Below are 23,356 nucleotides of genomic sequence, written 5' to 3' on the forward strand. Positions count from 1 at the left end.
GAGAGGCTCAACCTACAAGGCCGCGTCGATTTTCTTGGCTGCGTCGTCGCTCACCCATGCGTGCCAGACTTCAGGATGTTCCTTCAAGAAGATCTTGGCCAGTTTTGGCGATTCGATCCGCTCTTTGGTCATGCGCCCGAGGTTCTGGTTCAGCAAGTCGATTGGCAGGTTGACCTTTTCCAGCACGGCCACCAGTTCCGGGGCTTGCTCGTGGAACGTCTTGGACAGGCCGACCTTGATGGTCACGCGCTTGTCGACGCCTGGTTTCTCTTCGAGTTTGACCAGGTCAACCTGACCCATCAGCGGCGTTGGCGACCAGTAGTAGAACAGGATCGGCTCGCCACGCTTGTAGCTCGACAACACCGCCGCATCCAGCGCCGGGCCGGTGCCTGGGCGGAAGTTGGTGTAAGTGCTTTCCAGGCCGTAGCTTTTCAGCATTTCGCTGTTGTCCAGTTCACAGGTCCAGCCGGCCGGGCAGTTGTAGAAACGGCCCTTGGCTGGCTCTTCCTGATCCTTGAACACCGAGGCGTACTTGGCCAGGTCAGCAATGTTTTTCAGGTCCGGCGCTTTCGGCTCCAGCTTGCGCTTGGCGTCGCCTTCGATCACATAACGCGGCACGTACCAGCCTTCGATTGCACCCACCACTGGAGCGCCGACACCGACAACCTTGCCGGCCTTCTCGGCCTTGTTCCAGACCTCGCTGCGGCCAACCCACTCTTCGGCAAAGATCTGGATGTCGTTGCTGCTCAGGGCGTTTTCCATGGTAATGGAGTTGCCCGGCAAGCTGTCGGTCTTGCAGTCGTAGCCTTTCTCCAACACGACTTGCAGCACGTCGGTCAGCAACATCGCGCTTTCCCAGTTCAGGCCGGCGAATTTCACCGGTTTGCCCGACTCGCACCAACCGGCTGCCTGGGTGGCTCCGGCGCTGGCCAGCAGGCCCATGGAAAGCAATGTGGTCAGCAGGGTCTTGTTCGATTTCATTGTAGTGACGCTCCTAATCATGAGTTGGCTTACGGCAGTCAAGAGGCATCCAGCCCTGTCCACGTCCAATCAGGCCCGCGCCGCAGCGCGACTGGCCCCGCTTGTTATAGGTGCTGCTTCGCTGTCCTGCTCGACTGGCAGAATCAGGTGATCGGGTACTGCGCTGTGCCATTTTTTCGCGCACACGTAATACAGCGCGGCGGGAAGCACCAGACCGATGATCCAGGAAATATCCACATCACCCAGGGCCGCCACCAGCGGACCGGTGTAGAACTTGGTGGAGATGAACGGCAATTGCACCAGCACACCGAAGACATAGACGCTGATGCCAAGGATGTTCCAACGACCGTAGCGACCGTTCGGATCGGCCAGCGCCGGCACGTCATAGCGCTCGCGGGTGATGCAGTAGTAGTCCACCAGGTTGATCGCGCTCCATGGCGTAAAGAATGCGAGCAAGAACAGGATGAAGGACTTGAACGCACCGAGGAACGAGTGCTGACCGAGCAACGCCATCAGGGTCGCGGCACCGACGATGACCAGCACGAACACCAGACGCTGCAAGCGCGTTACTTTCAGATCACCACGGAAACCGCTGATGATGGTCGCAATGCACATGAAGCTGCCGTACGAGTTCAGCGTGGAGATGGTGACCTTGCCGAACGCGATGCTGAAGTACAGCAGCGCAGCGGTGGCACCGGTACCGCCCAGACCCACGATGTAGGCGACTTCGTGGCCGGCAAATTGGCCGTTGGCCGAGGCAGCGGCGAACACGCCGAGGACCATCGCCACTTGTGCGCCAACCACCGAACCTGCGCCAGCGGCGAAAAAGGTTTTCACCGAGGACGTCTTGCTCGGCAAGTAGCGTGAGTAGTCAGCCACGTAGGGGCCGAAGGCGATCTGCCAGGACGCCGCGAGCGACACCGCCAGCAGGAAACTGCTCCAGCTGAAGTGGCGGATTTGCAGGAGTGCGCCAATGTCCGTCTGACTCACCAGACGCATGAACAGGTACACAAAGGCAATCACGCCAATGACGCTGGCAACACGGCCAATCCAATGGATCACCCGATAACCGAGCACCGTGACCAGCACGATGACACTGGCAAAGATAAGGATCCCGACGCTGTCGCTGACGCCAAACAACTGGCCCAGCGCCTGGCCGGAAAGCACGGTTCCGGTTGCGGTGAAACCGAGGTACATCAAGCACACCAGCACGATCGGGATGGCCGCGCCATACACGCCGAACTGCACCCGGCTGGAGATCATCTGCGGCAGGCCAAGCTTCGGCCCTTGCGCCGCATGCAGCGCCATCACGCCACCGCCGAGCAATTGGCCGATCAGCAAACCGATCAACGACCAGAACACATCACCGCCGAGCACCACGGCCAGGGCCCCGGTGACAATCGCGGTGATTTGCAGATTGGCACCCATCCACAGGGTGAACTGGCTCAACAGACGACCGTGTCTTTCCGCTTCCGGGATGTAGTCGATCGAACGTTTCTCGATCAACGGTTTGTTGCCTGCACGATCGTTGTTAACAGCCATGATTCAACCTCTGTGGATTGTTAGTTGGTGTTGGTGGAATCCCTGTAGGAGCGAGGCTTGCCCGCGAACCGCGGTGTGTCAGAAAAGACGCCTTCGCGGGCAAGCCTCGCTCCTACAGATTTTGCGTTGGGCCACCCATCACAGGCGGCCCGTTCTATCATTTGCCGGTAATCATCGGCAGGTTCAGGCCTTGTTCCTTGGCGCAATCGATCGCGATCTGGTAACCCGCATCGGCGTGACGCATAACGCCGGTCGCCGGGTCGTTGTGCAGTACGCGAGCAATACGCTCGGCCGCTTCGTCCGTACCGTCGCAGACAATCACCATGCCCGAGTGCTGGGAGAAGCCCATGCCGACGCCGCCGCCGTGGTGCAGGGAAACCCAGGTCGCGCCGCTCGCGGTGTTGAGCAGAGCGTTGAGCAGTGGCCAGTCGGACACAGCGTCGGAACCGTCCTGCATCGACTCGGTTTCACGGTTCGGGCTAGCGACCGAACCGGAGTCCAGGTGGTCGCGACCGATGACGATTGGCGCGGACAATTCGCCGCTACGCACCATTTCGTTGAACGCCAGGCCAAGCTTGGCGCGCAGGCCCAGGCCAACCCAGCAGATACGGGCCGGCAGACCCTGGAAGCTGATGCGCTCACGGGCCATGTCCAGCCAGTTGTGCAGGTGGGCGTCGTCCGGGATCAGTTCTTTTACTTTGGCGTCGGTTTTGTAGATGTCTTCGGCGTTGCCCGACAGTGCAGCCCAACGGAACGGGCCGATGCCGCGGCAGAACAGTGGACGGATGTAAGCCGGTACAAAGCCTGGGAAATCGAACGCGTTTTCCACGCCTTCTTCCTGGGCCATCTGACGGATGTTGTTGCCGTAGTCGAAGGTCGGAATGCCCATTTTCTGGAATTCGAGCATCGCTTTAACGTGCACGGCCATGGATTGCTTGGCGGCTTTGACCACGGCAGCAGGCTCGGTCTTGGCGCGAGCGCGGTACTCTTCCCAGGTCCAGCCGGCCGGCAGGTAACCGTTGAGCGGGTCGTGGGCGCTGGTCTGGTCGGTGACCATGTCCGGGCGCACGCCGCGCTTGACCAGTTCCGGCAGGATTTCTGCCGCGTTGCCCAGCAGCGCGATGGAAATCGCCTTGCCTTCTTTGGTGTATTTTTCGATGCGGGCCAGTGCATCGTCGAGGTCTTTGGCTTGCTCGTCGACGTAGCGGCTGTTCAAGCGGAAATCGATGCTCACCTGCTGGCATTCGATGTTCAGCGAACACGCGCCGGCCAATGTTGCGGCCAGCGGTTGAGCGCCGCCCATGCCGCCCAGACCTGCGGTCAGGACCCAACGACCTTTGAGGTCATCGTTGTAGTGTTGGCGACCGGCTTCGACGAAGGTTTCGTAGGTGCCCTGGACGATGCCCTGGCTGCCGATGTAGATCCAGCTGCCGGCGGTCATCTGGCCGTACATGGCCAGGCCTTTGGCGTCGAGTTCGTTGAAGTGTTCCCAGCTCGCCCAGTGTGGCACCAGGTTGGAGTTGGCGATCAGCACGCGTGGGGCGTTGGTGTGGGTCTTGAACACGCCGACCGGTTTGCCGGATTGCACCAGCAGGGTCTCGTCGTCATTCAGGTTGGTCAGGCTTTCGACGATCTTGTCGTAGCATTCCCAGTTACGCGCCGCACGACCGATACCACCGTAAACCACCAGTTCTTTAGGGTTCTCGGCGACTTCCGGGTCGAGGTTGTTCATCAACATGCGCAGCGGCGCTTCGGTCAGCCAGCTCTTGGCGGTCAGCTTGTTACCGCGGGCAGCGCGGATTTCAACATTGCGGTATTTAGTAGGCTTATTGTCAGTCACGAAAAAGACTCCTCAGCGATCAATTCAAACCAACCCTGGCAGTGGGCAAGCCAGCCTGTGCGCGTCGTTGCGCCACAAGCGAATCAGTGGACGCTGCGAGGAGTCTCGGTCGACTCATACGCATACGTCTTTACTTGTACATACAAGCATATGCAATCAAGCGGCCAACTTGTTGGATGGGCATTCAAGAAAAGTTTTGGTCGGGCTGGAAAGCCTGTAGATCAAGGGTTTTGCGGAAGATGAAATTTTTCGCGGGGATTTTGCGGGGGCGTGGCGGCTGTTACTTGAGCGTGGTTTTGCGCCACGCTGGGGCGTTCGGTAACAAAGTGGTGCGCAGTTTCGAATCGCATGATCGTTCCCACGCTCTGCGTGGTAACGCCGCCAGGGACGCTCCGCGTCCGCTGTTACGACTGTGACGCGGAGCGTCACGGGATGCATTCCCACGCGGGAGCGTGGGAACGATCAGTGGAGGGTTTGGATCAGCGTGCGATCAGCTCGATCACGCAGCACGGCCCGTTACTGGCGACTTCCAGCAGACCGGTATTGCCGTCGAGTCGCAGGCAATCATGGCGTCCAAGTTGTGCGTCGCTGTTACCGACCTTCACTTCCAGCGTCTCGGTGACACTGAACACCAGCACAGTCCCGGCCGAACTGAAAAACCGCTGCTCGCCATCCGACCACTGCAACCGCGCGCTATACCGCTGCGGCGCATAGATCAGATTGAAATCGCGAATCAGCCCGCCGAGCAAGGTGCAGGAGACCTGGCTCTCGCCGCTGAAGGCAAACGGGTCCAGCGGTAACAACGGGCGCGTGTCCTGGCCGTCAACGCGCAAGGTCATGCCCTCGCCTTGCAGCACGGTGATCACCCGCTCATAGCCGGCGAATGTCGAGAAGCCGCCCGACTCACCGATATCGGCAATCGACAGACGCCAGCCGAAACCATCCAGGCCAGTGCCTGCATCGCGGGTGATTTCTTCAGTGCTGCCGCCGCCGTTTTTCCACGGCATGCGCGGGTAGTCTTTGGCGCGTAGAACCTTTGCTTTCATTTATGGCTCTCTATTTATGGAACCGTCCTTCCAGACGATGACGGGAACCGGGGTGGATCAAACGGGCGGCGGTCACGGGTTGACGGCCGGACCAGGTGCGGCGACGGATCAGCAGGCACGGCTCGCCCTTTTCAATCTGCAACAACTTGCACTCGGACGCCTCGGCCAGAATCGCCTCGACCACGTGCTCGCCTTCAGTCAGCGGCGCGACCTGGTTCAAATAGGCGTAAGGCGTTTGCAGGGTGAAGTCCTGCTTGAGGTAGTCCGGCGCCACCAGCGCGTTGACGAAACGGTCTTCGATTTGCACCGGAATATCATTTTCGAAATGCACGATCAGCGAGTGGAACACCCGCTGCCCTTCGCGCATGTCCAGGGCCAGCGCGCGCTCGGAACCGGCGGCCTCTTCTTCAAGGGTGATGACCTTGCAGGTGTGGCGGTGACCGCGAGAGGCGATTTCGTCGGCGATGTTGTGCACTTCAAACAGCGCGGACTGGCTTTTCGGCTCGGCGACGAACGTGCCGACACCCTGCATGCGCACCAACAGACCGTCGGCGGTCATCTCGCGCAGGGCGCGGTTGATGGTCATGCGGCTGAAACCCAGTTGATTGACCAGCTCGCTTTCCGACGGAACGCGGTAGTGCGGCGGCCAGTTTCCACTGTCGATTTGCTGGGTGATCATCTGTTTGACGCGGGCGTACAAGGGCGCCGGACTGTCGCCCATGTTCGCGGCCAACGGTGACACTGCAGGCGGAGTCGGCACGGTTAATCCCTGTTCGTTTAGTAAAGGTTGCTAGCTTGCCGGAGTTTACCGAGCAGGCAAACGTCTGTATATGTATATACAAATAACACACGATGGGGTGCTGAACCATGTCCGCCTTCTTTGCCGAACGCGCGCTGCTGCCTAGTGGATGGGCCAACAATGTACGTCTTGAGGTCAGCGCCGACGGCGTCTTGACCCATATCCAGGCCGATTCCAATGCAGATGGCGCCGAACGGCTAAGCGGTCCACTGCTGCCAGGCATGCCGAATTTGCACTCCCACGCCTTCCAACGCGCGATGGCCGGGCTGGCGGAAGTGGCGGGTAATCCGAACGACAGTTTCTGGACCTGGCGCGATTTGATGTATCGCCTCGTCGGAAAAATCAGCCCGGATCAACTCGGCGTCATCGCTCGTCAGCTGTACATCGAAATGCTCAAGGCCGGTTACACCTCGGTCGCGGAATTTCATTACGTACACCACGACACCAATGGCCAGCCTTATGCTGATCCAGCCGAATTGGCGCTGCGTATCAGCCAGGCCGCCAGTTCCGCCGGCATCGGTTTGACCCTGCTGCCGGTGCTCTACAGCCACTCCGGTTTCGGCGGCCAGGCCCCGAACAATGGCCAGCGGCGCTTTATCAACAGCACCGAAAACTACCTGAAGCTTCAGTCGCGTTTGCAGCCGATCCTGGCGCAGCAACCGGCGCAGTCGTTGGGGTTGTGTTTCCACTCGTTGCGCGCGGTCACCCCGCAGCAGATCAGCGAAGTGTTGGCCGCCAGCGACAAGCAATGCCCGGTGCACATTCACATTGCCGAACAGCAGAAGGAAGTCGATGACTGCCTGAGCTGGAGCGGCCGCCGTCCGCTGCAATGGCTGTACGAAAATACCGAAGTCGATCAGCGCTGGTGCCTGGTCCACGCGACCCACGCCAACCCGGAAGAAGTCACGTTGATGGCCAAGAGTCGCGCCATCGCCGGTCTGTGCCTGACCACCGAAGCTAACCTCGGCGACGGGATTTTCCCAGCGGTGGATTTCCTTGCTCAGGGCGGGCGCATGGGTATTGGTTCCGACAGCCATGTGTCGTTAAGCGTGGTGGAAGAATTGCGTTGGCTGGAATACGGCCAGCGGCTGCGGGATCAGCGGCGTAATCGCTTGTATGGCGCGGATCAGCCGATGGTCGGCCGCACACTGTATGACGCAGCATTGGATGGTGGGGCTCAAGCGCTGGGGCAGCCAATTGGTGCATTGGAAGTCGGCAAGCGGGCGGATTGGCTGGTGCTCGATGGCAACGATCCGTACCTGGCGACGGCCAATGGCGACGGGATTTTGAATCGCTGGCTATTTGCTGGCGGTGACCGTCAAGTGCGCGATGTGCTGGTCAATGGCCAGTGGGTTGTGCGTGACGGGCGGCATGCGGGCGAAGAAGAAAGTAACCGGACATTCACCCAAGTCCTGCGCGATTTGCTCGGCTAAGCCCTGACCGATCGTTCCTACGCTCCGCGTGGGAATGCCTCAATAGACGCTCTGCGTCCGCTTTGAAAGGGACGCGGAGCGTCCAGGGCCGCATTCCCACGCAGAGCGTGGGAACGATCAGCTCGTTAGTTCGAGGTTTTGGCCATCTGCGTATCCGTCGCACGCCAGATCAGTCGCGTCGTGTCGTAACCCTGCTGCCGCGCCTTGCTCAGCAGTTCTTCACGCACCACACCGTTGACCGTCGGGGTCCGGGACAGCAGCCACAGGTACTTGCGGCTCGGGTCGCCAACAATGGCGGTCTTGTAGTCATCGCTGACGTACAGCACCCAGTATTCGCCCTTCGCCACACCCGGAATCAAACGCGAAAACCAGGTATCGAACTGGACCCACAGTTTGTCGGTCTTGCCCGGCACCTGCGGCCAGGCCGTGCCCTTGGCTTCTTCCCATTGCCAGTCCGGCGTCAGGCAGCGGTTGAGTACCGCCACGTTACCGTCCGGCAGGAGCGTGTAATGGGCTTCGGATTGCGCGCAGTTGCGCTGGAAATACATCGGCAGGCGGGCCAACTCGTACCAGGTGCCCTGGTAACGCTTGAGGTTGACGCTGTTGGCCGTCTTCGGCGCCAACGGGTCTACGCCAGAAGAGGCGCAGCCAGCCAATACCAGGCCGGCGAAAAGAACTATCAATAACCGCTTCATTGTTTTTCTCCCGTGGGCGCGTAGCCCCGGTTTACTTCAGGCCTTGGCCGGAAAACATCAGCACTTTGTCACCGGCGTACTGCACGCTGATAAAGCTGTTTTTGTCGCCCCAGGTGCAACTGGACATGCCAAGCGCGCCTGAACAATCGGCGGGTTTACCCAACAAGGTTTCAACCTCGGCCTTGGCCATACCGGCCGACAGCTTGGAATAATTCTCCTGATTGACCTTGCTGCATGCGACCAACAACACGCAAAACGAGAGCAAGGCGATAGATCGCAGCGACATGGTGTAGCTCCTGGGGCGAAGGGGACTGGCATGGCTGCCAAGCTGAAGCTTAGAAGAGAAAACCCCTATCTGGTTCCCCGACCGCCCGGCTATTTGTTTGGCCGCTCGTCTGCCTTTTGCCAATAAATCAGCGACTTTGTCGCGCGGTTGGGCAATTCGTCGGTTTTCGCTGAATAACGCCTAATCTTTGGCGCTGGTCAGTCGAAATAGAGGCAGCGCAAAGCCCGCTACTGTGGCAAATTGCCGCTCCCTCGTTGACCAGCCCTTTTGCGGTAGTTCACCTAATGACCAGAAACATGAAGTTCAGCCACAAGATTTTGTTGGCTGCCGCCCTCGTAGTGGCCGTTGCATTCGCGTGCTTCATCCTCTTCAACGACTACCGCCAGCGCCAGACCCTGCGCAGCAGTACCGAGTCCTCGATGCAGGAACTGGGCAGCCTGACCACCAGCAACATCCAGACGTGGCTGGAAAGCCGCATTCAGTTGCTGCAATCGCTGTCTCAGCAGATCGCCGTGGATGGCAGCGCCCCGGCCAGCCTGAAACGCGCCATCGACCTGCCGGCCTACACCGGCAATTTCCAGTTGAGCTACTTCGGCAGCACCGAAGGCGTGATGACCTCGATCCCGGCGGGCAACCGCGCCGCCGACTACGACCCGCGCGCCCGTGGCTGGTACAAGGCCGCCGATAGCGCGCGGCAAACCATCGTCACCGAACCGTACATCGCCGCGTCGTCCGGCAAACTGGTGATTACCGTCGCCACGCCCGTGCAGCATGAGAACAAGATGATCGGCGTTGCCGGTGCGGACATCGACCTGACCAGCGTCAGCGCGATCATCAACTCGCTGAATTTCGGCGGTCATGGCCATGCTTTTATCGTCAGCGCCGACGGCAAGATCCTGATCCACCCGGACAGCAAACTGGTGCTCAAGACCCTGGCCGAGGCCTACCCGAACGGCGCGCCGAAAGTCAGCCCGGGCCTGAAAGAAGTCGAGCTCGACGGCAAGTCGCAGTTCATCTCCTTCACCCACGTCAACGGCGTACCGTCGGCGGACTGGTACGTGGCGCTGGTCCTCGATCAAGACACCGCGTTCGCGATGCTCAGCGAATTCCGCACCTCGGCCATCATCGCCATGGTCATCGCCGTGGTGATCATCATCGCGTTGCTGGGCATGCTGATCAGTTTCCTGATGCAACCGCTGCTGACCATGGGTCGCGCCATGCATGACATCGCCGAAGGCGAAGGCGATTTGACCAAGCGCCTGACCATCCACGGCCACGATGAATTTGGCGCGCTGGGCACTTCGTTCAACCGCTTCGTGGAGCGAATCCACACCTCGATTCGTGAAGTCGCCTCGGCCACCGGCCAGGTTAACGAAGTAGCGTTGCGGGTTGTCGCGGCTTCCAACTCGTCGATGTACAACTCCGATCAGCAAGCCTCGCGCACCAGCAGCGTTGCCGCAGCGATCAACGAACTGGGGGCCGCCGCCCAGGAAATCGCCCAGAACGCCGCCCTCGCCTCTCAACACTCCAGCGACGCCCGCGCCCTGGCCGAAGATGGTCAGCAGGTGGTGGATAAAACCATTGCGGCGATGCAGCAGCTGTCGGCGAAGATCAGCGATTCATGCGGCAACATCGAGACGCTCAACAGCAACACGGTGAACATCGGGCAGATTCTGGAAGTGATCACCAGCATTTCCCAACAAACCAACCTGCTGGCACTCAACGCCGCCATCGAAGCCGCGCGCGCCGGTGAAGCCGGACGCGGTTTTGCCGTGGTTGCCGACGAAGTGCGCAACCTCGCCCACCGCACCCAGGATTCGGCGCAGCAAGTGCAGAAGATGATCGAAGAGCTGCAAGTCGGCGCCCGGGAAGCGGTCAGCACCATGACCGACAGCCAGCGCCAGAGCGAAAGCAGCGTCGGCATCGCCAACCAGGCCGGTGAACGCCTGGGCAGCGTGACTCAGCGCATTGGCGAGATCGACGGCATGAACCAATCCGTGGCCACCGCGACCGAAGAGCAGACCGCGGTGGTGGAGTCGATCAACGTCGACATCACTGAGATCAACACGCTGAACCAAGAGGGTGTGGAAAACCTGCAAGCCACCTTGCGCGCTTGCTCAGACCTTGAGCAGCAGGCGGCGCGGTTGAAGCAGTTGGTGGGTAGTTTCAGGATCTAGATCGTTCTAGAGGGCCTCTTCGCGGGCAAGCCTCGCTCCTACAGGCACTGATCGTTCCCACGCTCTGCGTGGGAATGCCTCTTCGGACGCTCCGCGTTCGGCTCTGGATGGGACGCGGAGCGTCCCGGGCTGCATTCCCACGCAGAACGTGGGAACGATCGGTTAGAACCGGGAACCCGGCCCCGAAAGAAACTCAATCTCCTCAACCGTAGACGCTCTTCCCAACACCGCATTGCGATGGGGAAACCGTCCAAACTGCGCAATTACCTTCCGATGCCGCTCGGCATAATCCAGGTTATCGGCAAACACCGCCCGTTCAGCCTCAGGCTGCTGCGCGACCAAATCGATAAACCGCGAAACCGCTTCGTTCTGCACCGCCAGATTCTCGCAATGCTCAAACACGAGATAGATGAACACCCGCTGAATCGGTCGCAACTGCCGATCAAAATCCGCGGCGATGCCTTGCGCCACCAGGGCCTGGGCCCGGAGATCACCAGAGAAAGATTTGGGGGTGTCGCGAAAGATCATTCGCGGGAGTTGGTCGAGTAGCAGCACCAGGGCCAGCCAACCTTCGGGGCGTTGCGCCCAGTCAGTCAAACCGCCGGCCAGTGCCTGCTCGACCCAGTCCCCGAAACGCGTTTGCGCTTCGAGGTCCTGGCTGTCGCGCTTGCCGAACCATAACTTGCCCTTGTCAGCCTGAATGTCGTCAGGGGATTCGGCTGTTCCGAACCACCATTCGAGCAACGGCTGCCAGGGCGCGGTCATGGGTTTATTCCTTGTGGTAAGCCGTGACGCGTGCGACTTCTTCTTTCGAGCCGAGGAACACCGCTACGCGCTGGTGCAGGCCATCGGGCTTGATGTCGAGGATGCGCTGGTGGCCATCGGTGGACGCGCCGCCAGCCTGTTCGACCAGGAACGACATCGGGTTGGCTTCGTACATCAAACGCAGTTTGCCCGGCTTCGACGGCTCGCGGCTGTCACGTGGGTACATGAACAGGCCACCACGGGTCAGGATCCGGTGCACGTCGGCAACCATCGCGGCCACCCAACGCATGTTGTAGTTCTTTTTCAACGGGCCTTCATCGCCCGCCAGCAATTCGCCGACGTAGCGTTGTACCGGGGCTTCCCAGTGACGCTGGTTGGACGAGTTGATCGCGAATTCCTGAGTGGACTCCGGGATCGTGATGTCTTCGTGGGTCAGTACGAAGCTGCCCATTTCACGGTCCAGGGTGAAGCCTTTCACGCCGTCGCCCAGGGTCAGCACCAGCATGGTTTGCGGGCCGTAGATGGCATAACCGGCGGCAACTTGTTCGGTGCCTGGTTGCAGGAAGGCTTTTTCGTTCAGCGCTTCGTTCTGGCTCAGGTATTCGCTCGGGCAACGCAGCACCGAGAAGATCGTGCCGACCGGGGCGTTGATGTCGATGTTGGACGAACCGTCCAGTGGGTCGAATACCAGCAGGTACGCGCCTTTCGGGTATTTGCCCGGGATCTGGTAGGCATTGTCCATTTCTTCGGACGCCATGCCGGCCAGGTGACCGCCCCATTCGTTGGCTTCGAGCAGGATCTCGTTGGAGATCACGTCGAGCTTCTTCTGCACTTCGCCTTGGACGTTTTCAGTGCCCATGCTGCCCAGAACACCACCGAGGGCGCCCTTGGAGACGGCGTGGCTGATTTCTTTACAGGCGCGCGCCACCACTTCGATCAGGAAACGCAGATCGGCAGGGGTGTTGTTGCTACGGGTCTGCTCAATCAAATAGCGACTCAGGGTAACGCGGGACATGGAAGGCTCCGGTGGAATGGGGGGGCTAAAAACCCGCGCAGTTTAACGCGAGTCGGGGCGCATTTCCTCCTATCAGACGTGATACGCCCAATAGAGTTCATGTGCGGGGTTTAGCGTAGTTCGAAACCGACGCAGTTTCGGGATTTTTGCTGGGTTGGAGGACGCCTTCGCGGGCAAGCCTCGCTCCTACGGTTTTGTGTCGTTCGCGCAAATTGGCACGATGCGAACCTGTAGGAGCGAGGCTTGCCCGCGAACGGCGCGCAGCGCCGAACAATCTCAGGGTTTGACGGGTGGTTTGCGCAACAGGCTGACCGCCATTACCGCCAAAAACAGCACACTGAGCAACAACACCGCCCACAACCCGAATTTCTTCCAGTTGGTGTCCGCCGTGGCAGCGGCAACCGCCGTCGGCGCCTGTGTCACCACCGCCCCGCCATCAACCGTAGCCTTGCCCAACGACGCAAACTTCGCCGGGCTGTAATCGGGAATCAACGTCGACAACGGCAAATTCGCTGTCTTCACCGTCGCACTGCCCAGCGCCAGCGTATAGGGCCCGGCGCCACGCGCCAGGAACACCACTTGCGTCGAGCGCACGGCAAATTTCACGGTCGGCGCTTCAACGCCCAGGCCACCACCGCGCTCATCCACGGTCAGTTTCAACTGCTGCACGGTTTGCCCCGACAACTGCAATTCGTTCTGCACCACGTCCTGACCATTCTGGGTCAGGCGATAGAGCAAACCGCTGCTCAAGGGCTGCCACGGCAAACTGCTTTCGCGCCGACCGGACAAGTTCACCGGCGCCAGGCTGTTGGGCTGATTCAACTCAATCTGCACTCGCTCAACGTTCAGCCCCATCGGCAATTGCCAGGTGTATTCGCCATCCTTCAACCGCGTACCGGCCAAGGGTGGCGACCAGACCAACGGCAACGGCAGGCTGCGGGTGCTGGCGCTTTCCAGTTGCGCGGAAGTCAGGGTCGGCGCCGATTGCGGGGCGTTCCACAACAAACGCAGATAGCGCGCCGATTGGCCCGGCAAGCCGACTTCATGTTGCTCGACCCGCTCGTCGGCAAACGACAACCGCGCCACCTGCCCTTCGCCCCACGACTGCCAATGCTGCAAGTCGTCGCTGGCCTCGATGCTGAAACGCTGGAAGCCGTCGCGCTCGCTGGTCCAGTCGAGGATCAACTGCTGCAACGGTGCCTTGATCCCGCTGGCGTCGAGCAACCAGCCACGCAGCACTTCTTCCCCCGCCTCCAATTGACTGGACGGCTGCACTTCCACCAGCGTGCCGTTAGCGCTCGATTGCACCCGCACACTCGGCGCGCGCTCGGTGGCGTCCGCCGAGTTGTACAGCGGGAACCACTTCACGTCGGTTGTGGTGCGGTTTTCGGCGGATTGCGCGGTTTGCCGAGCCAAGGCGTAGGCCTGGGCCTCACCGGCCGCGTTGAATACACGCACGTCGCTGAGATCGGTTTGTCGTGCGTTCAGTTGCACGCTCAGCGGCAATTCGAGGCGATACCACGGCCCTTCGCCGCTCACGGACAACGGCACCTGAGTGCTGAAGTCCGACGGTTTTTCCTGGGCACCGGCCGACAGCGCCACGCCCAGCGCAACTGCGCCCAACCACCCCAGGTTCAGCTTCTGACTCAAGACGACACTCCTTCGGTTTCAGGGGCCGGTTTTTCTGACTCCGGCTCAGCCTCGGCACGCTTGGGCGGCAGCGGGGCGAAATAGCCCACCACCAGCAACAACACGCCAACGCCGATAAACGAGACGATCCGGGCGAGTCCGCCACGGTTACTCAATTCGACAAAGAACAGTTTGGCCACCACCACGCCGATCAGCGCGGCGCCGATCAGCCAGACTTCACGGCGATGACGCAGATGGCCGCCGATCATCAGGCCCAGCGCCATCAGGGTCCAGACGATCGACAGACCGGCCTGCACCTGCATCGATGCCAGCAGCAAGTCCAGCTCGAACGGTACGCCGCCCCAATGGTGAGCCGTGCGCGTGACTACCCCGGAGAAGAAGACAAACAACGAAACACCGGCGATCAATTGCGTGGCGTTTTCGGTGTAAACCTTCGGCAGGGCAAATTGCGTCACCGCGCTGCGCGACCATACGTAAACGCCGAACAGCGCAAACAGCAGGCCCAATTCCAACGGGTTGATCAGCGGCACATAAGGCAATGGCTCGGCGGTGCCGTCGCTGACGCCATTCGCCAGCCAGAACCAGCCGAGCATCAGCAACGCCAGCGGCGCGGCAGCATAGACCCGATATTCGCGCGCATACGCCGACACCGGCCATGGCCAACTGCGCGGCGCGGCGGCCAGCACCAGATACAGACTTGGCAGAATCGCCCAGCCCAACCAGCGCCAGGCGTTGTACTGCTCGGACAACAGCAGCAAACCGTAACGCAGCTCCAGGGCCAACACACCGATCAACAGCCAGCAGCCGAGCACGTGGGCGGTGCTGAGCGCGCGTGCCGGCAGCATCGGCGCCAAGCGCCGAAGGGAGAAGAAGTGCACAGCAAACACCGCCGCCCACACCAGCCAACCGAAGTTGGCCGCCGGGTGATAACGCGAATGCCAAGCAGCGACCAATACCAGCCCTGCCGCTGGAATCAACAAGGTGCAGAGCAAGCCCAACGCCGACCATTTCAATCGCAGCGCCAACGCCGCCCAAATCGCCACACTCAGCGCCGCAACCGCCAGCAACAAGGTCGCTTGCAAGTTCACCGGGGCAAAGCGCAGCACTTCGCTGATCCAGGCCAGCGCCCACCAACCCGCGCCCCACACCAGCAGCAATTCAGACAAGCGATTCAGGCTCAGCACATCGAACGCCGAAGCGTGATTGCCAAGCTGCAAGCGCCAGGCACCCACGAACGCGGCCAGACCGAGCACCAACGGCGTCCAGAAGCCGCTGTGGGCCAGAGGCTTCAAACCTTCGCTGGCCAATGGTCCCAGCAGATCAGGCCCGGCGTACAGGAACGCCGCTCCACCGATCACCTGCAACAGCAGGCCAAAGACAAAACTCACGCGCTGCTTGAGGTACAGACTCAGCCAGATGATGAACAAGCCGCTGGCAGCCCACACCGCACTCGCGGTTTGCCATGGCAGTACGAACAGGACCGCGAGGTTGATCAACACCAGACCGGCCAGCAACACCACCGACAAACCGCGCAGCAACCGAACATCGCTGCGCACCATTTCGTCACGAGCCGCCAGCAACATGCCGGCGATCAACGCCAGGCCTATCAGCGAGGCACTGAGCAAACCGCTCCAGCCAGCGCTGAACACCACCGCCGAATCGCCGCCCGCCCCTTTCAGGCGCAACAGGAACAACGCGCCGCCGAGCAACTGCACGGCAAACGCGGTGAACAGGAACGTGCGCGATTGCAGGCGCAAGCCGACGAACAAAGTCGCCAACCCGGCCAGCGCCCAACTGATCGCCGTGCCGTGGGTCAAGAAGAACAACGGCGCCAGCAGATAAAGGAAGGTCAGGCCCAAACACGCCAACACGGGCAGGCCTTGGCGTTCCCACGGTGAAGTCTGATCTGGCGAGGCTTTACGCAACTGATAGAAGCTGAACAGCAACGCCACGCCGAGCATCAACGCGCCCAGCCATGAACCGTCCAGCAAGCTGCTTTCGCCGATGCGCAATTCGCTGAGAAACGCCAGCGCCGAACCCAGTTGCAGCAGCAGCGCAAAGGCGCGGGCCAGCGGTCGTTGCTGACGCAAGCCGAGCCAGAAAATCCCTGCGCCTTCCACGGCCCAGGCCGCAGCCGTCCAACGCGCGTCGAGGCCCAAGGGAATCGCCAGGCTGGCGAAGATCACGCCCAGAGCAAGACAGGTTTCCGCCAGCAGCAACGCGCGACCGCCCATCAGCAACCGGGCCAGGCCCATGTAGATCATGCCCAGCGCCAGTGCGCTGAACGCAGCGGCGAATTCCAGATGCTGCACCAGCGCGAACTGCAAACCGAAGCCCACCAGCGGTGGCCCGAACAGCATCGTGCCGTCGACGTAATCGCCCTTGCGCGCCGACCAGTGCAGCAGCGCCTGACGGCTGTCGTCTTCCGGCGCGTCGGTCATCTCCAACAATTTGCGCCGGGTAAACAACAGACCGATGCCCAGGTACATCAGGAAAAACAAAATCAGGAACGGTTCGGTGCTCCACAACAGTTCCGGCGCATAAGAGCGCAGCCCCCAGGCGAAACCGATGCCGAAGGTGCCGACAAAGCCAATCAGGTTGAGCGGCCGCCAGGCTTTGAACCAGGCGATGGCGAGGATGCCGGCATTGAGCAGGGCGAAATAGCTTAACAACGCGACGTGGTTGCCGGCACCGGTCGAGGTCAGGATTGGCGCGGCAAAACCACCCAATGCGGCGGCGCAGGCCAGGGCCAGGGAATCCTGGGTGATCGCCAGAATCGCCGAAAACACCGTCACCGCCACCAGCAAACCCAGGGCTGCTGTCGGGTCGAGCAGCGGGTGCAAGCGCATCGCGGCGAACACCGTCAGGTACAACACGGCAATCCCGGTGCCTTGCAGCATCAGCGCGTAATGATTGTTGCGATGGCGTAGCCACCAGCCCAGGCCGAGCAAACCCAAGGCACTGGCGGCGACACCGGCGTAACGCATTTCGATCGGCACCACCATGCCTTCAGTGGCATAACGCAGCAGGAACGCCAGGCCGAGGAACAACAGCACCACACCGACCCGCAGCACAGTGTTGCCACCGAACAGCCAGTTGCGGGCGCCATTGATAGCGCGGTCGAAAACATTGGGCTCGCGCGGGGCTGCCGGTTGCCGAGGTTCGCGGGCGACCGGCTCCGGGGTCCAGACATCGGCAGGCAACGGACGGCTGGTTTCGGTGGCCGCAGCGGTGATCGGTTGCAGTTCGGGCGGGAGCTCCCAGACCAGTTCCAGAGATTCGGCGGGGGCTTCGATGGGGATGTCGACGTGGACTTCGTCGAGGATGAATTCAGGGGTGGCGACGGGTTCGCTGATGGGCGGCTGGCTGGTTTCAGCGGCTTTGACGCCGGAACCCTCCAGCGAGATCAGGCGTTGCAGCAACGTATTCAGCGCCACCTGCGTCTGTTCAAGCAATTGGTGCTGCTCGGCGGCTTGCTTGTCCAGACGGACAATGCGAATGGTCTGGCCGATGCCCAACCCGAGCAACGCACCCAACAGCGCATCGCTGAACGACTCATCGAGTATCCAGCCCAGCACCAAGCCAATCAGCATGAAAATCCATTGCATGGTCGATATCCCTAAGCGGCCCATTGGCGGGCAAGTCCAGAAGCCTGGAGTCGCCTGCGCTGACGTCTTCGCGGGCAAGCCTCGCTCCTGCAGGTTTTGCGTGTGCCATGGATTGGGCCACGACACATAACCTGTAGGAGCGAGGCTTGCCCGCGAAAGCATTCGCGCAGACGCCACTGAAACATCCGGTGAAACTGGCGCTTAGTATATCGATCCGGCCCAACGTACGTTGGGCCTTGCTCGCAATTATTGCTAAAAGTTACTCCAAAGCCTTCCAGATCTCCGTGGCGTACTCGCGAATCGTCCGATCCGACGAGAACCAGCCCATTCGCGAGGTGTTCAACACCGCCGAACGCCACCATGCCTGAGAGTCGTGCCAGTGCGCTTCGACGCGCATCTGCGCGTCCCAGTAGGAGTCAAAATCGGCGCAGACCAGGAAGCGGTCGTAGTCGATCAGCGAATCGATCAACCCGGCGTAGCGGGACGGATCATCCGGCGAGAACACCCCGCCGCGAATCGCTTGCAGCACGTCGTTGAGGCGATGGGACGCGGCAATGTCTGGCGCAGCGTTGAACTCATGGTTCTGCTTGCGCGCCTCAACCTGCTGCGCGCTAAGGCCAAAGATAAACATGTGCTCGGCGCCGATGCGCTCGCACATTTCGACGTTGGCGCCATCAAGCGTGCCGATGGTCAGTGCGCCGTTGAGGCCGAATTTCATGTTACTGGTGCCCGACGCCTCGAAACCTGCGGTAGAGATCTGCTCCGACAAATCCGCCGCCGGAATAATGCTCTCCGCCAGGCTGACGTTGTAGTTGGGCAAGAACACAACCTTGAGTAAACCGCGCACGGTCGGGTCGTTGTTGACCACCCGGGCGATGTCGTTGGTCAGCTTGATGATCAACTTGGCTTGGTGATAACTGGCCGCCGCCTTGCCGGCGAAGATTTTCACCCGCGGCACCCAGTCGATTTCCGGCTCGGCGCGAATCGCCTGATACAGCGCGACGGTGTGCATCAGGTTGAGCAACTGGCGTTTGTATTCGTGGATCCGCTTGACCTGCACGTCGAACATCGCCGCCGGGTTGACCGCAACGCCTAGCCGCTCATGAATCAGATACGCCAAGGCTTTCTTGCTGTGCAGCCGCTGTTCGGCGAAGGCCTTGCGAAACGCCGGTTTCTCGGCGAACGGCTCCAGTTCGATCAGCCGTTCCTCGGCGTTATCCAGCAGATCAGGGCCGAGGGCATCGACCATCATCGAGGTCAATTCGGAGTTGGCCTGGTAGAGCCAGCGGCGGAAGGTGATGCCGTTGGTTTTGTTGTTGATCCGCTCCGGGTAGAGCTTGTGCAGTTCAGAGAACACGGTTTTACGCATCAACTGCGTATGCAGCGCCGACACACCGTTGACGCTGTGGGAACCGAGGAACGCCAGGTTGCCCATGCGCACGCGGCGGCCGTTGTCTTCCTCGATCAGCGACACCGCGCGCAGCACGTCGAAGTCGTGAATGCCTTTGGCCCGCAGCGAATCGATGTGCTGGGCGTTGATCAGGTAAATGATCTGCATGTGCCGGGGCAGCATGCGTTCCATCAAACCGACCGGCCAGGTTTCCAGGGCTTCCGGCAACAGCGTGTGGTTGGTGTACGACAGCGTATCCACCGTCACCTGCCACGCGGCATCCCACGCCACGTCGTAGACATCGACCAACTGACGCATCAGCTCGGCCACGGCAATCGAGGGGTGGGTGTCGTTGAGCTGGATCGCCGCGTGGTCGCCCAGGGTCAGCACCGAGGTGTGCATGTTGCGATGGCGGCGCAGCAAATCCTGCAGGGACGCGGCGACAAAGAAGTATTCCTGACGCAGGCGCAGTTCCTGGCCGGCTTCAGTGCTGTCCGCCGGGTAGAGCACGCGGGAAATACTTTCCGCCCGGGCCACTTCAGCCACGGCGCCCAAGTGGTCGCCGGCGTTGAAGCGCTCAAGGTGCAGATCTTCCACGGCGCGGGCGCGCCACAGGCGCAGGGTGTTGACGCTCGCGCCGCGCCAGCCGACCACCGGGGTGTCGTAGGCAATGGCCCGCACGGTTTCTGCCGGGGTCCAGACTTGCCGGGACTTGCCGGCCTCGTCGGTGACGGTTTCGACGCTGCCGCCAAAGCCGATCGGGTACACGACTTCTGGCCGTTCGAACTCCCACGGGTTACCGAAATCCAGCCAGTGTTCAGTCTGTTCCTGTTGCCAGCCATCGACGATGGCCTGGCGGAACAAGCCGTGCTCATAACGAATGCCATAGCCATGACCGGCGATGCCGAGGGTCGACATGCTTTCCATGAAGCAGGCGGCCAGACGACCGAGACCACCGTTACCGAGCGCCGCATCGGGCTCCAGCAGGCGGATGCGTTCCAGGTCGACACCGAGTTCGGTCAACGCTTCGCGGGCGACGTCCAGCAACCCAAGGTTACTCAGGCTGTCATAGAGCAAGCGGCCGATGAGGAATTCCAGGGAGAGGTAGTAAACCCGCTTCTGCCCTTTGCGATAAATCTGCCGGGTGTGGTCCATCCAGTGCTCGACCATGTGGTCGCGCGCTGCCAGGGCAATGGCTTCGAACCAGTCGTGGTCGAAGGCGTGATCCGGGTCTTTGCCCACCGCGTAGGTGAGTTTGGTCAAGACGGCGTCGCGGAATGCGGCCACCTCTGCTTCACGAACAAGTGGTTCTTGAGTCATCGATAGGACCTCGAGCGAGCTTTGAGTTGTCTGAGCCTAGACGGTCTGACAGGCGGTATGGGCTCTGGTTCGGCAGTTTTTCCTGATAGTGCGAGATAGGTCGGCATTACATTGTCGTGTGTCTGAATCAATGCAGGGGCCGTGCCGGATTAACGGTGATTATTGGCTGATCCAGAAAAAAACTGGCGAAAGGTTGTTCAAAAATCCACCAGTCCCGGTATCATCGCGCGCCCTGATGCACACGCTGGTAACAACCGATGATGAAGTCCAACCTGATCGCCGCCGCGGAGATCGACCGCCTCGATACCTGGGCCAAATATTCTGCCCCGATGTGCGGTTCCTGCGTGTCGAGCTGCTGCACCTTGCCGGTCGAGGTCAAGATCAAGGATCTGATCCGCATCGGCATCGTCGACGAGTTCGAGCGCGGCGAGCCGGCAAAGAACATCGCCAAGCGCCTGCAGAAGGAAGGGATCGTCGAGCGTTACAGCCAGAAGACCGAGATCTTCACCCTCCAGCGCATGAGCAACAACGATTGCCTGTACCTGGATCGTAAGAGCCGTCTGTGCACTATTTATGAAAAGCGCCCGGATACTTGCCGCAACCACCCGAAAATCGGCCCGCGGCCGGGGTATTGCGCTTACAAGCCCAAAGAAGTGGCGCGTGAGACCAGCGCCAGCCGCCGCACCCTGGAAAAGTTTTAACCCGACCATGATCGTTCCCACGCTCTGCGTGGGAATGCAGCCCGGGACGCTCCGCGTCCCAAAGCAGACGCAGAGCGTCCATTGAGGCATTCCCACGCGGAGCGTGGGAACGATCATCTTCCGCCAGACAAACAAAAACGCCCCCGACCTTGCGGTCGGGGGCGTTTTTTTGTCAGCTAACTAAATGACTTAGTTACCGGACTTCTTGGCAGCGCGGGTACGCTCGCTTTCGCCCAGGATCTTCTTACGAAGACGGATGGACTTAGGAGTGACTTCGCACAATTCGTCTTCTTGAACGAATTCCAGAGCTTGTTCCAGGGTGAAACGGATAGGCGGAACCAGAGCGATGGTTTCGTCTTTACCCGAGGCACGCATGTTGTCGAGCTTCTTGCCTTTGGTTGGGTTGACGCCCAGGTCGTTGTCGCGGCTGTTGATGCCGACGATTTGACCTTCGTACACGTCTTCGCCGTGACCCAGGAACAGCTTGCCGCGAGCTTGCAGGGTTTCCAGCGAGTAAGTCAGAGCCTTACCGGTAGCAACCGAAACCAGCACGCCGTTCTGACGGCCGGACATGTCGCCGGACTTCATCACGTCGTAACGGTCGAAGATCGAGGTCAGGATGCCTGCACCGGAGGTCAGGGTCAGGAACTCGTTACGGAAACCGATCAAACCACGAGCCGGGATGTTGTACTCAAGGCGCACACGGCCCTTGCCATCCGGAACCATGTTGGTCAGGTCGCCTTTACGGATACCGATCTGTTCCATGATCGAACCTTGGGATTCTTCTGGCAGGTCGATGGTCACGTTTTCGTACGGTTCGTGCTTAACGCCGTCAACCATACGGATGATCACTTCCGGACGACCAACACCCATTTCGAAGCCTTCGCGACGCATGGTTTCGATCAGTACCGAGAGGTGCAGCTCACCACGGCCGGAGACTTTGAACTTGTCGGCGGTGTCGCCTTCTTCAACGCGCAGGGCAACGTTGTAGAGCAGTTCTTTGTCCAGACGTTCCTTGATGTTACGGGACGTCACGAACTTGCCTTCTTTACCGCAGAAAGGCGAGTCGTTTACCTGGAAGGTCATGGAAACGGTTGGTTCGTCAACGGTCAGCGGCTTCATCGCTTCGACGTTCAGTGGGTCGCACAGAGTGTCGGAGATGAACAGCTGGTCGAAGCCGCTGATGCAGACGATGTCGCCGGCAGCTGCTTCTTCAACGTCGATACGGTGCAGACCGTGGTGACCCATCAGCTTCAGGATACGACCGGTACGCTTCTTGCCGTCGGCGTCGATAGCGACAACCGGAGTGTTCGGCTTGATGCGACCACGAGCGATACGGCCAACGCCGATAACACCCAGGAAGCTGTTGTAGTCCAGAGCAGAGATCTGCATCTGGAACGGACCTTCACGGTCGACTTTCGGCGCAGGTACGTTGTCGACAATCGACTGGTACAGCGGGGTCATGTCTTCAGCCATGTCGGTGTGTTCCAGACCGGCAATGCCGTTCAGGGCCGAGGCGTAGACGACTTTGAAGTCCAGCTGTTCTTCGGTAGCACCGAGGTTGTCGAACAGGTCGAAGATCTGGTCCAGAACCCAGTCCGGACGCGCGCCTGGACGGTCAACCTTGTTGATGACCACGATTGGACGCAGGCCGGCTTCGAAAGCCTTCTTGGTCACGAAACGGGTTTGCGGCATAGGGCCGTCTTGAGCGTCAACCAGCAGCAGAACGGAGTCAACCATCGACATTACGCGTTCAACTTCGCCGCCGAAGTCGGCGTGGCCCGGGGTGTCCACGATGTTGATGTGGTAGCCGTTCCAGTTGATGGCGGTGTTTTTCGCCAAAATGGTAATACCGCGCTCTTTCTCCTGGTCGTTGGAGTCCATCACGCGCTCGTCGTTGAGCTCGTTGCGCTCCAGGGTGCCGGATTGACGCAAGAGTTTGTCTACCAGGGTGGTTTTACCATGGTCAACGTGAGCAATGATGGCGATGTTGCGTAGATTTTCGATCACTTGTGTATCTCGATCAGAGGATTCGGTGTGCTGACAAGTCTTGGCAGCGATTAACAGTAGAGTCCGGCAAAGCCGTTACAGCTTGACGGCGGCGTCGG

The 23,356-nt window shown here is 60.4% G+C and carries 16 protein-coding genes and 1 pseudogene; 4 read left to right on the forward strand and 13 right to left on the reverse strand.

Going from position 1 to position 23,356, the window contains the following annotated elements; translation table 11 throughout:
• Positions 1–12: 12 nt before the first annotated feature.
• The 5 genes from BK667_RS01590 to hutC all read right to left on the reverse strand — a co-directional run bounded on the left by BK667_RS01590 (position 13) and on the right by hutC (position 6,130).
• Entirely contained in the window at positions 13–981 is a 969-nt protein-coding gene (locus tag BK667_RS01590; protein WP_123511161.1) for an ABC transporter substrate-binding protein, read from the reverse strand.
• A gap of 69 nt (positions 982–1,050) precedes the next feature.
• Complete coding sequence (locus tag BK667_RS01595; protein WP_123596618.1) at positions 1,051–2,523, reverse strand: purine-cytosine permease family protein; 1,473 nt, start codon at positions 2,521–2,523, stop codon at positions 1,051–1,053.
• 157 nt (positions 2,524–2,680) lie between these two features.
• Complete coding sequence (gene hutU / locus BK667_RS01600) at positions 2,681–4,363, reverse strand: urocanate hydratase (protein WP_123511165.1); 1,683 nt, start codon at positions 4,361–4,363, stop codon at positions 2,681–2,683.
• A 479-nt stretch (positions 4,364–4,842) separates the two neighbouring features.
• A complete protein-coding gene (locus BK667_RS01610) occupies positions 4,843–5,409 on the reverse strand; it encodes a HutD/Ves family protein (protein ID WP_123596619.1) in 567 nt (188 codons plus the stop codon).
• A 10-nt stretch (positions 5,410–5,419) separates the two neighbouring features.
• Complete coding sequence (hutC, locus tag BK667_RS01615) at positions 5,420–6,130, reverse strand: histidine utilization transcriptional repressor HutC (protein ID WP_178082336.1); 711 nt, start codon at positions 6,128–6,130, stop codon at positions 5,420–5,422.
• 146 nt (positions 6,131–6,276) lie between these two features.
• Between hutC and BK667_RS01620 the strand changes: the two genes are divergently transcribed.
• Positions 6,277–7,641, forward strand: coding sequence for a formimidoylglutamate deiminase (locus BK667_RS01620; protein ID WP_123596621.1), 1,365 nt, complete (start codon positions 6,277–6,279; stop codon positions 7,639–7,641).
• A 125-nt stretch (positions 7,642–7,766) separates the two neighbouring features.
• Here the strand turns inward: BK667_RS01620 and BK667_RS01625 are convergent, their stop codons facing one another.
• Both BK667_RS01625 and BK667_RS01630 read right to left on the reverse strand, forming a co-directional pair.
• Positions 7,767–8,336, reverse strand: a complete 570-nt coding sequence (locus BK667_RS01625) for a lipocalin family protein (RefSeq protein WP_123511173.1) — start codon at positions 8,334–8,336, stop codon at positions 7,767–7,769.
• A 31-nt stretch (positions 8,337–8,367) separates the two neighbouring features.
• Positions 8,368–8,622 carry a hypothetical protein gene (locus BK667_RS01630; RefSeq protein WP_054054697.1) on the reverse strand — a complete coding sequence of 85 codons (255 nt, stop codon included), beginning with the start codon at positions 8,620–8,622 and terminating at the stop codon, positions 8,368–8,370.
• Between the two features lie 296 nt (positions 8,623–8,918).
• On the opposite strand from BK667_RS01630, the pseudogene BK667_RS33905 reads away from it, so the two are divergent.
• Together BK667_RS33905 and BK667_RS33910 are read left to right on the forward strand one after the other, a co-directional pair.
• Positions 8,919–9,941, forward strand: a pseudogene (locus BK667_RS33905) (HAMP domain-containing protein); the annotation flags it as partial.
• Positions 9,942–10,034: 93 nt separating this feature from the next.
• Complete coding sequence (locus BK667_RS33910; protein ID WP_375538756.1) at positions 10,035–10,799, forward strand: methyl-accepting chemotaxis protein; 765 nt, start codon at positions 10,035–10,037, stop codon at positions 10,797–10,799.
• Between the two features lie 162 nt (positions 10,800–10,961).
• Here the strand turns inward: BK667_RS33910 and BK667_RS01640 are convergent, their stop codons facing one another.
• From BK667_RS01640 to BK667_RS01660, 5 genes are all read right to left on the reverse strand, one after another.
• Positions 10,962–11,564, reverse strand: a complete 603-nt coding sequence (locus BK667_RS01640; RefSeq protein WP_123596622.1) for a DUF924 family protein — start codon at positions 11,562–11,564, stop codon at positions 10,962–10,964.
• 4 nt (positions 11,565–11,568) lie between these two features.
• Positions 11,569–12,579, reverse strand: coding sequence for a class 1 fructose-bisphosphatase (locus BK667_RS01645; RefSeq protein WP_123511179.1), 1,011 nt, complete (start codon positions 12,577–12,579; stop codon positions 11,569–11,571).
• A 276-nt stretch (positions 12,580–12,855) separates the two neighbouring features.
• The gene (locus tag BK667_RS01650) at positions 12,856–14,229 is read right to left on the reverse strand and encodes a DUF3999 domain-containing protein (protein WP_123596623.1); all 1,374 of its coding nucleotides are present in this window, start codon (positions 14,227–14,229) and stop codon (positions 12,856–12,858) included.
• Positions 14,226–17,837 (reverse strand): DUF2339 domain-containing protein, encoded by a 3,612-nt coding sequence (locus tag BK667_RS01655; protein WP_123596624.1) that lies wholly within the window; start codon positions 17,835–17,837, stop codon positions 14,226–14,228. Before BK667_RS01655 ends, BK667_RS01650 begins: the two co-directional genes overlap by 4 nt.
• 259 nt (positions 17,838–18,096) lie before the next feature.
• A complete protein-coding gene (locus BK667_RS01660) occupies positions 18,097–20,547 on the reverse strand; it encodes a glycogen/starch/alpha-glucan phosphorylase (protein ID WP_123511185.1) in 2,451 nt (816 codons plus the stop codon).
• A gap of 260 nt (positions 20,548–20,807) precedes the next feature.
• Between BK667_RS01660 and BK667_RS01665 the strand changes: the two genes are divergently transcribed.
• Positions 20,808–21,248: a YkgJ family cysteine cluster protein gene (locus BK667_RS01665; protein WP_123596660.1), complete on the forward strand. Its 441-nt coding sequence runs from the start codon at positions 20,808–20,810 to the stop codon at positions 21,246–21,248.
• Positions 21,249–21,437: 189 nt separating this feature from the next.
• Here the strand turns inward: BK667_RS01665 and typA are convergent, their stop codons facing one another.
• Positions 21,438–23,258: a translational GTPase TypA gene (typA, locus tag BK667_RS01670; protein WP_109627491.1), complete on the reverse strand. Its 1,821-nt coding sequence runs from the start codon at positions 23,256–23,258 to the stop codon at positions 21,438–21,440.
• Positions 23,259–23,356 lie beyond the last annotated feature (98 nt).

The organism is Pseudomonas frederiksbergensis, assembly GCF_003732705.1.
In the GTDB taxonomy this organism is placed as follows: domain Bacteria; phylum Pseudomonadota; class Gammaproteobacteria; order Pseudomonadales; family Pseudomonadaceae; genus Aquipseudomonas; species Aquipseudomonas frederiksbergensis_F.

Excerpts from the sequence above, each read along its gene's own strand:
- BK667_RS01590 (WP_123511161.1), bottom strand. The coding sequence starts at position 981 with ATGAAATCGAACAAGACCCTGCTGACCACATTGCTTTCCATGGGCCTG.
- BK667_RS01595 (WP_123596618.1), bottom strand. The coding sequence starts at position 2,523 with ATGGCTGTTAACAACGATCGTGCAGGCAACAAACCGTTGATCGAGAAA.
- BK667_RS01610 (WP_123596619.1), bottom strand. The coding sequence starts at position 5,409 with ATGAAAGCAAAGGTTCTACGCGCCAAAGACTACCCGCGCATGCCGTGG.
- hutC (WP_178082336.1), bottom strand. The coding sequence starts at position 6,130 with ATGGGCGACAGTCCGGCGCCCTTGTACGCCCGCGTCAAACAGATGATC.
- BK667_RS01620 (WP_123596621.1), top strand. The coding sequence starts at position 6,277 with ATGTCCGCCTTCTTTGCCGAACGCGCGCTGCTGCCTAGTGGATGGGCC.
- BK667_RS01625 (WP_123511173.1), bottom strand. The coding sequence starts at position 8,336 with ATGAAGCGGTTATTGATAGTTCTTTTCGCCGGCCTGGTATTGGCTGGC.
- BK667_RS01630 (WP_054054697.1), bottom strand. The coding sequence starts at position 8,622 with ATGTCGCTGCGATCTATCGCCTTGCTCTCGTTTTGCGTGTTGTTGGTC.
- BK667_RS33910 (WP_375538756.1), top strand. The coding sequence starts at position 10,035 with ATGTACAACTCCGATCAGCAAGCCTCGCGCACCAGCAGCGTTGCCGCA.
- BK667_RS01640 (WP_123596622.1), bottom strand. The coding sequence starts at position 11,564 with ATGACCGCGCCCTGGCAGCCGTTGCTCGAATGGTGGTTCGGAACAGCC.
- BK667_RS01645 (WP_123511179.1), bottom strand. The coding sequence starts at position 12,579 with ATGTCCCGCGTTACCCTGAGTCGCTATTTGATTGAGCAGACCCGTAGC.
- BK667_RS01655 (WP_123596624.1), bottom strand. The coding sequence starts at position 17,837 with ATGCAATGGATTTTCATGCTGATTGGCTTGGTGCTGGGCTGGATACTC.
- BK667_RS01660 (WP_123511185.1), bottom strand. The coding sequence starts at position 20,547 with ATGACTCAAGAACCACTTGTTCGTGAAGCAGAGGTGGCCGCATTCCGC.
- BK667_RS01665 (WP_123596660.1), top strand. The coding sequence starts at position 20,808 with ATGAAGTCCAACCTGATCGCCGCCGCGGAGATCGACCGCCTCGATACC.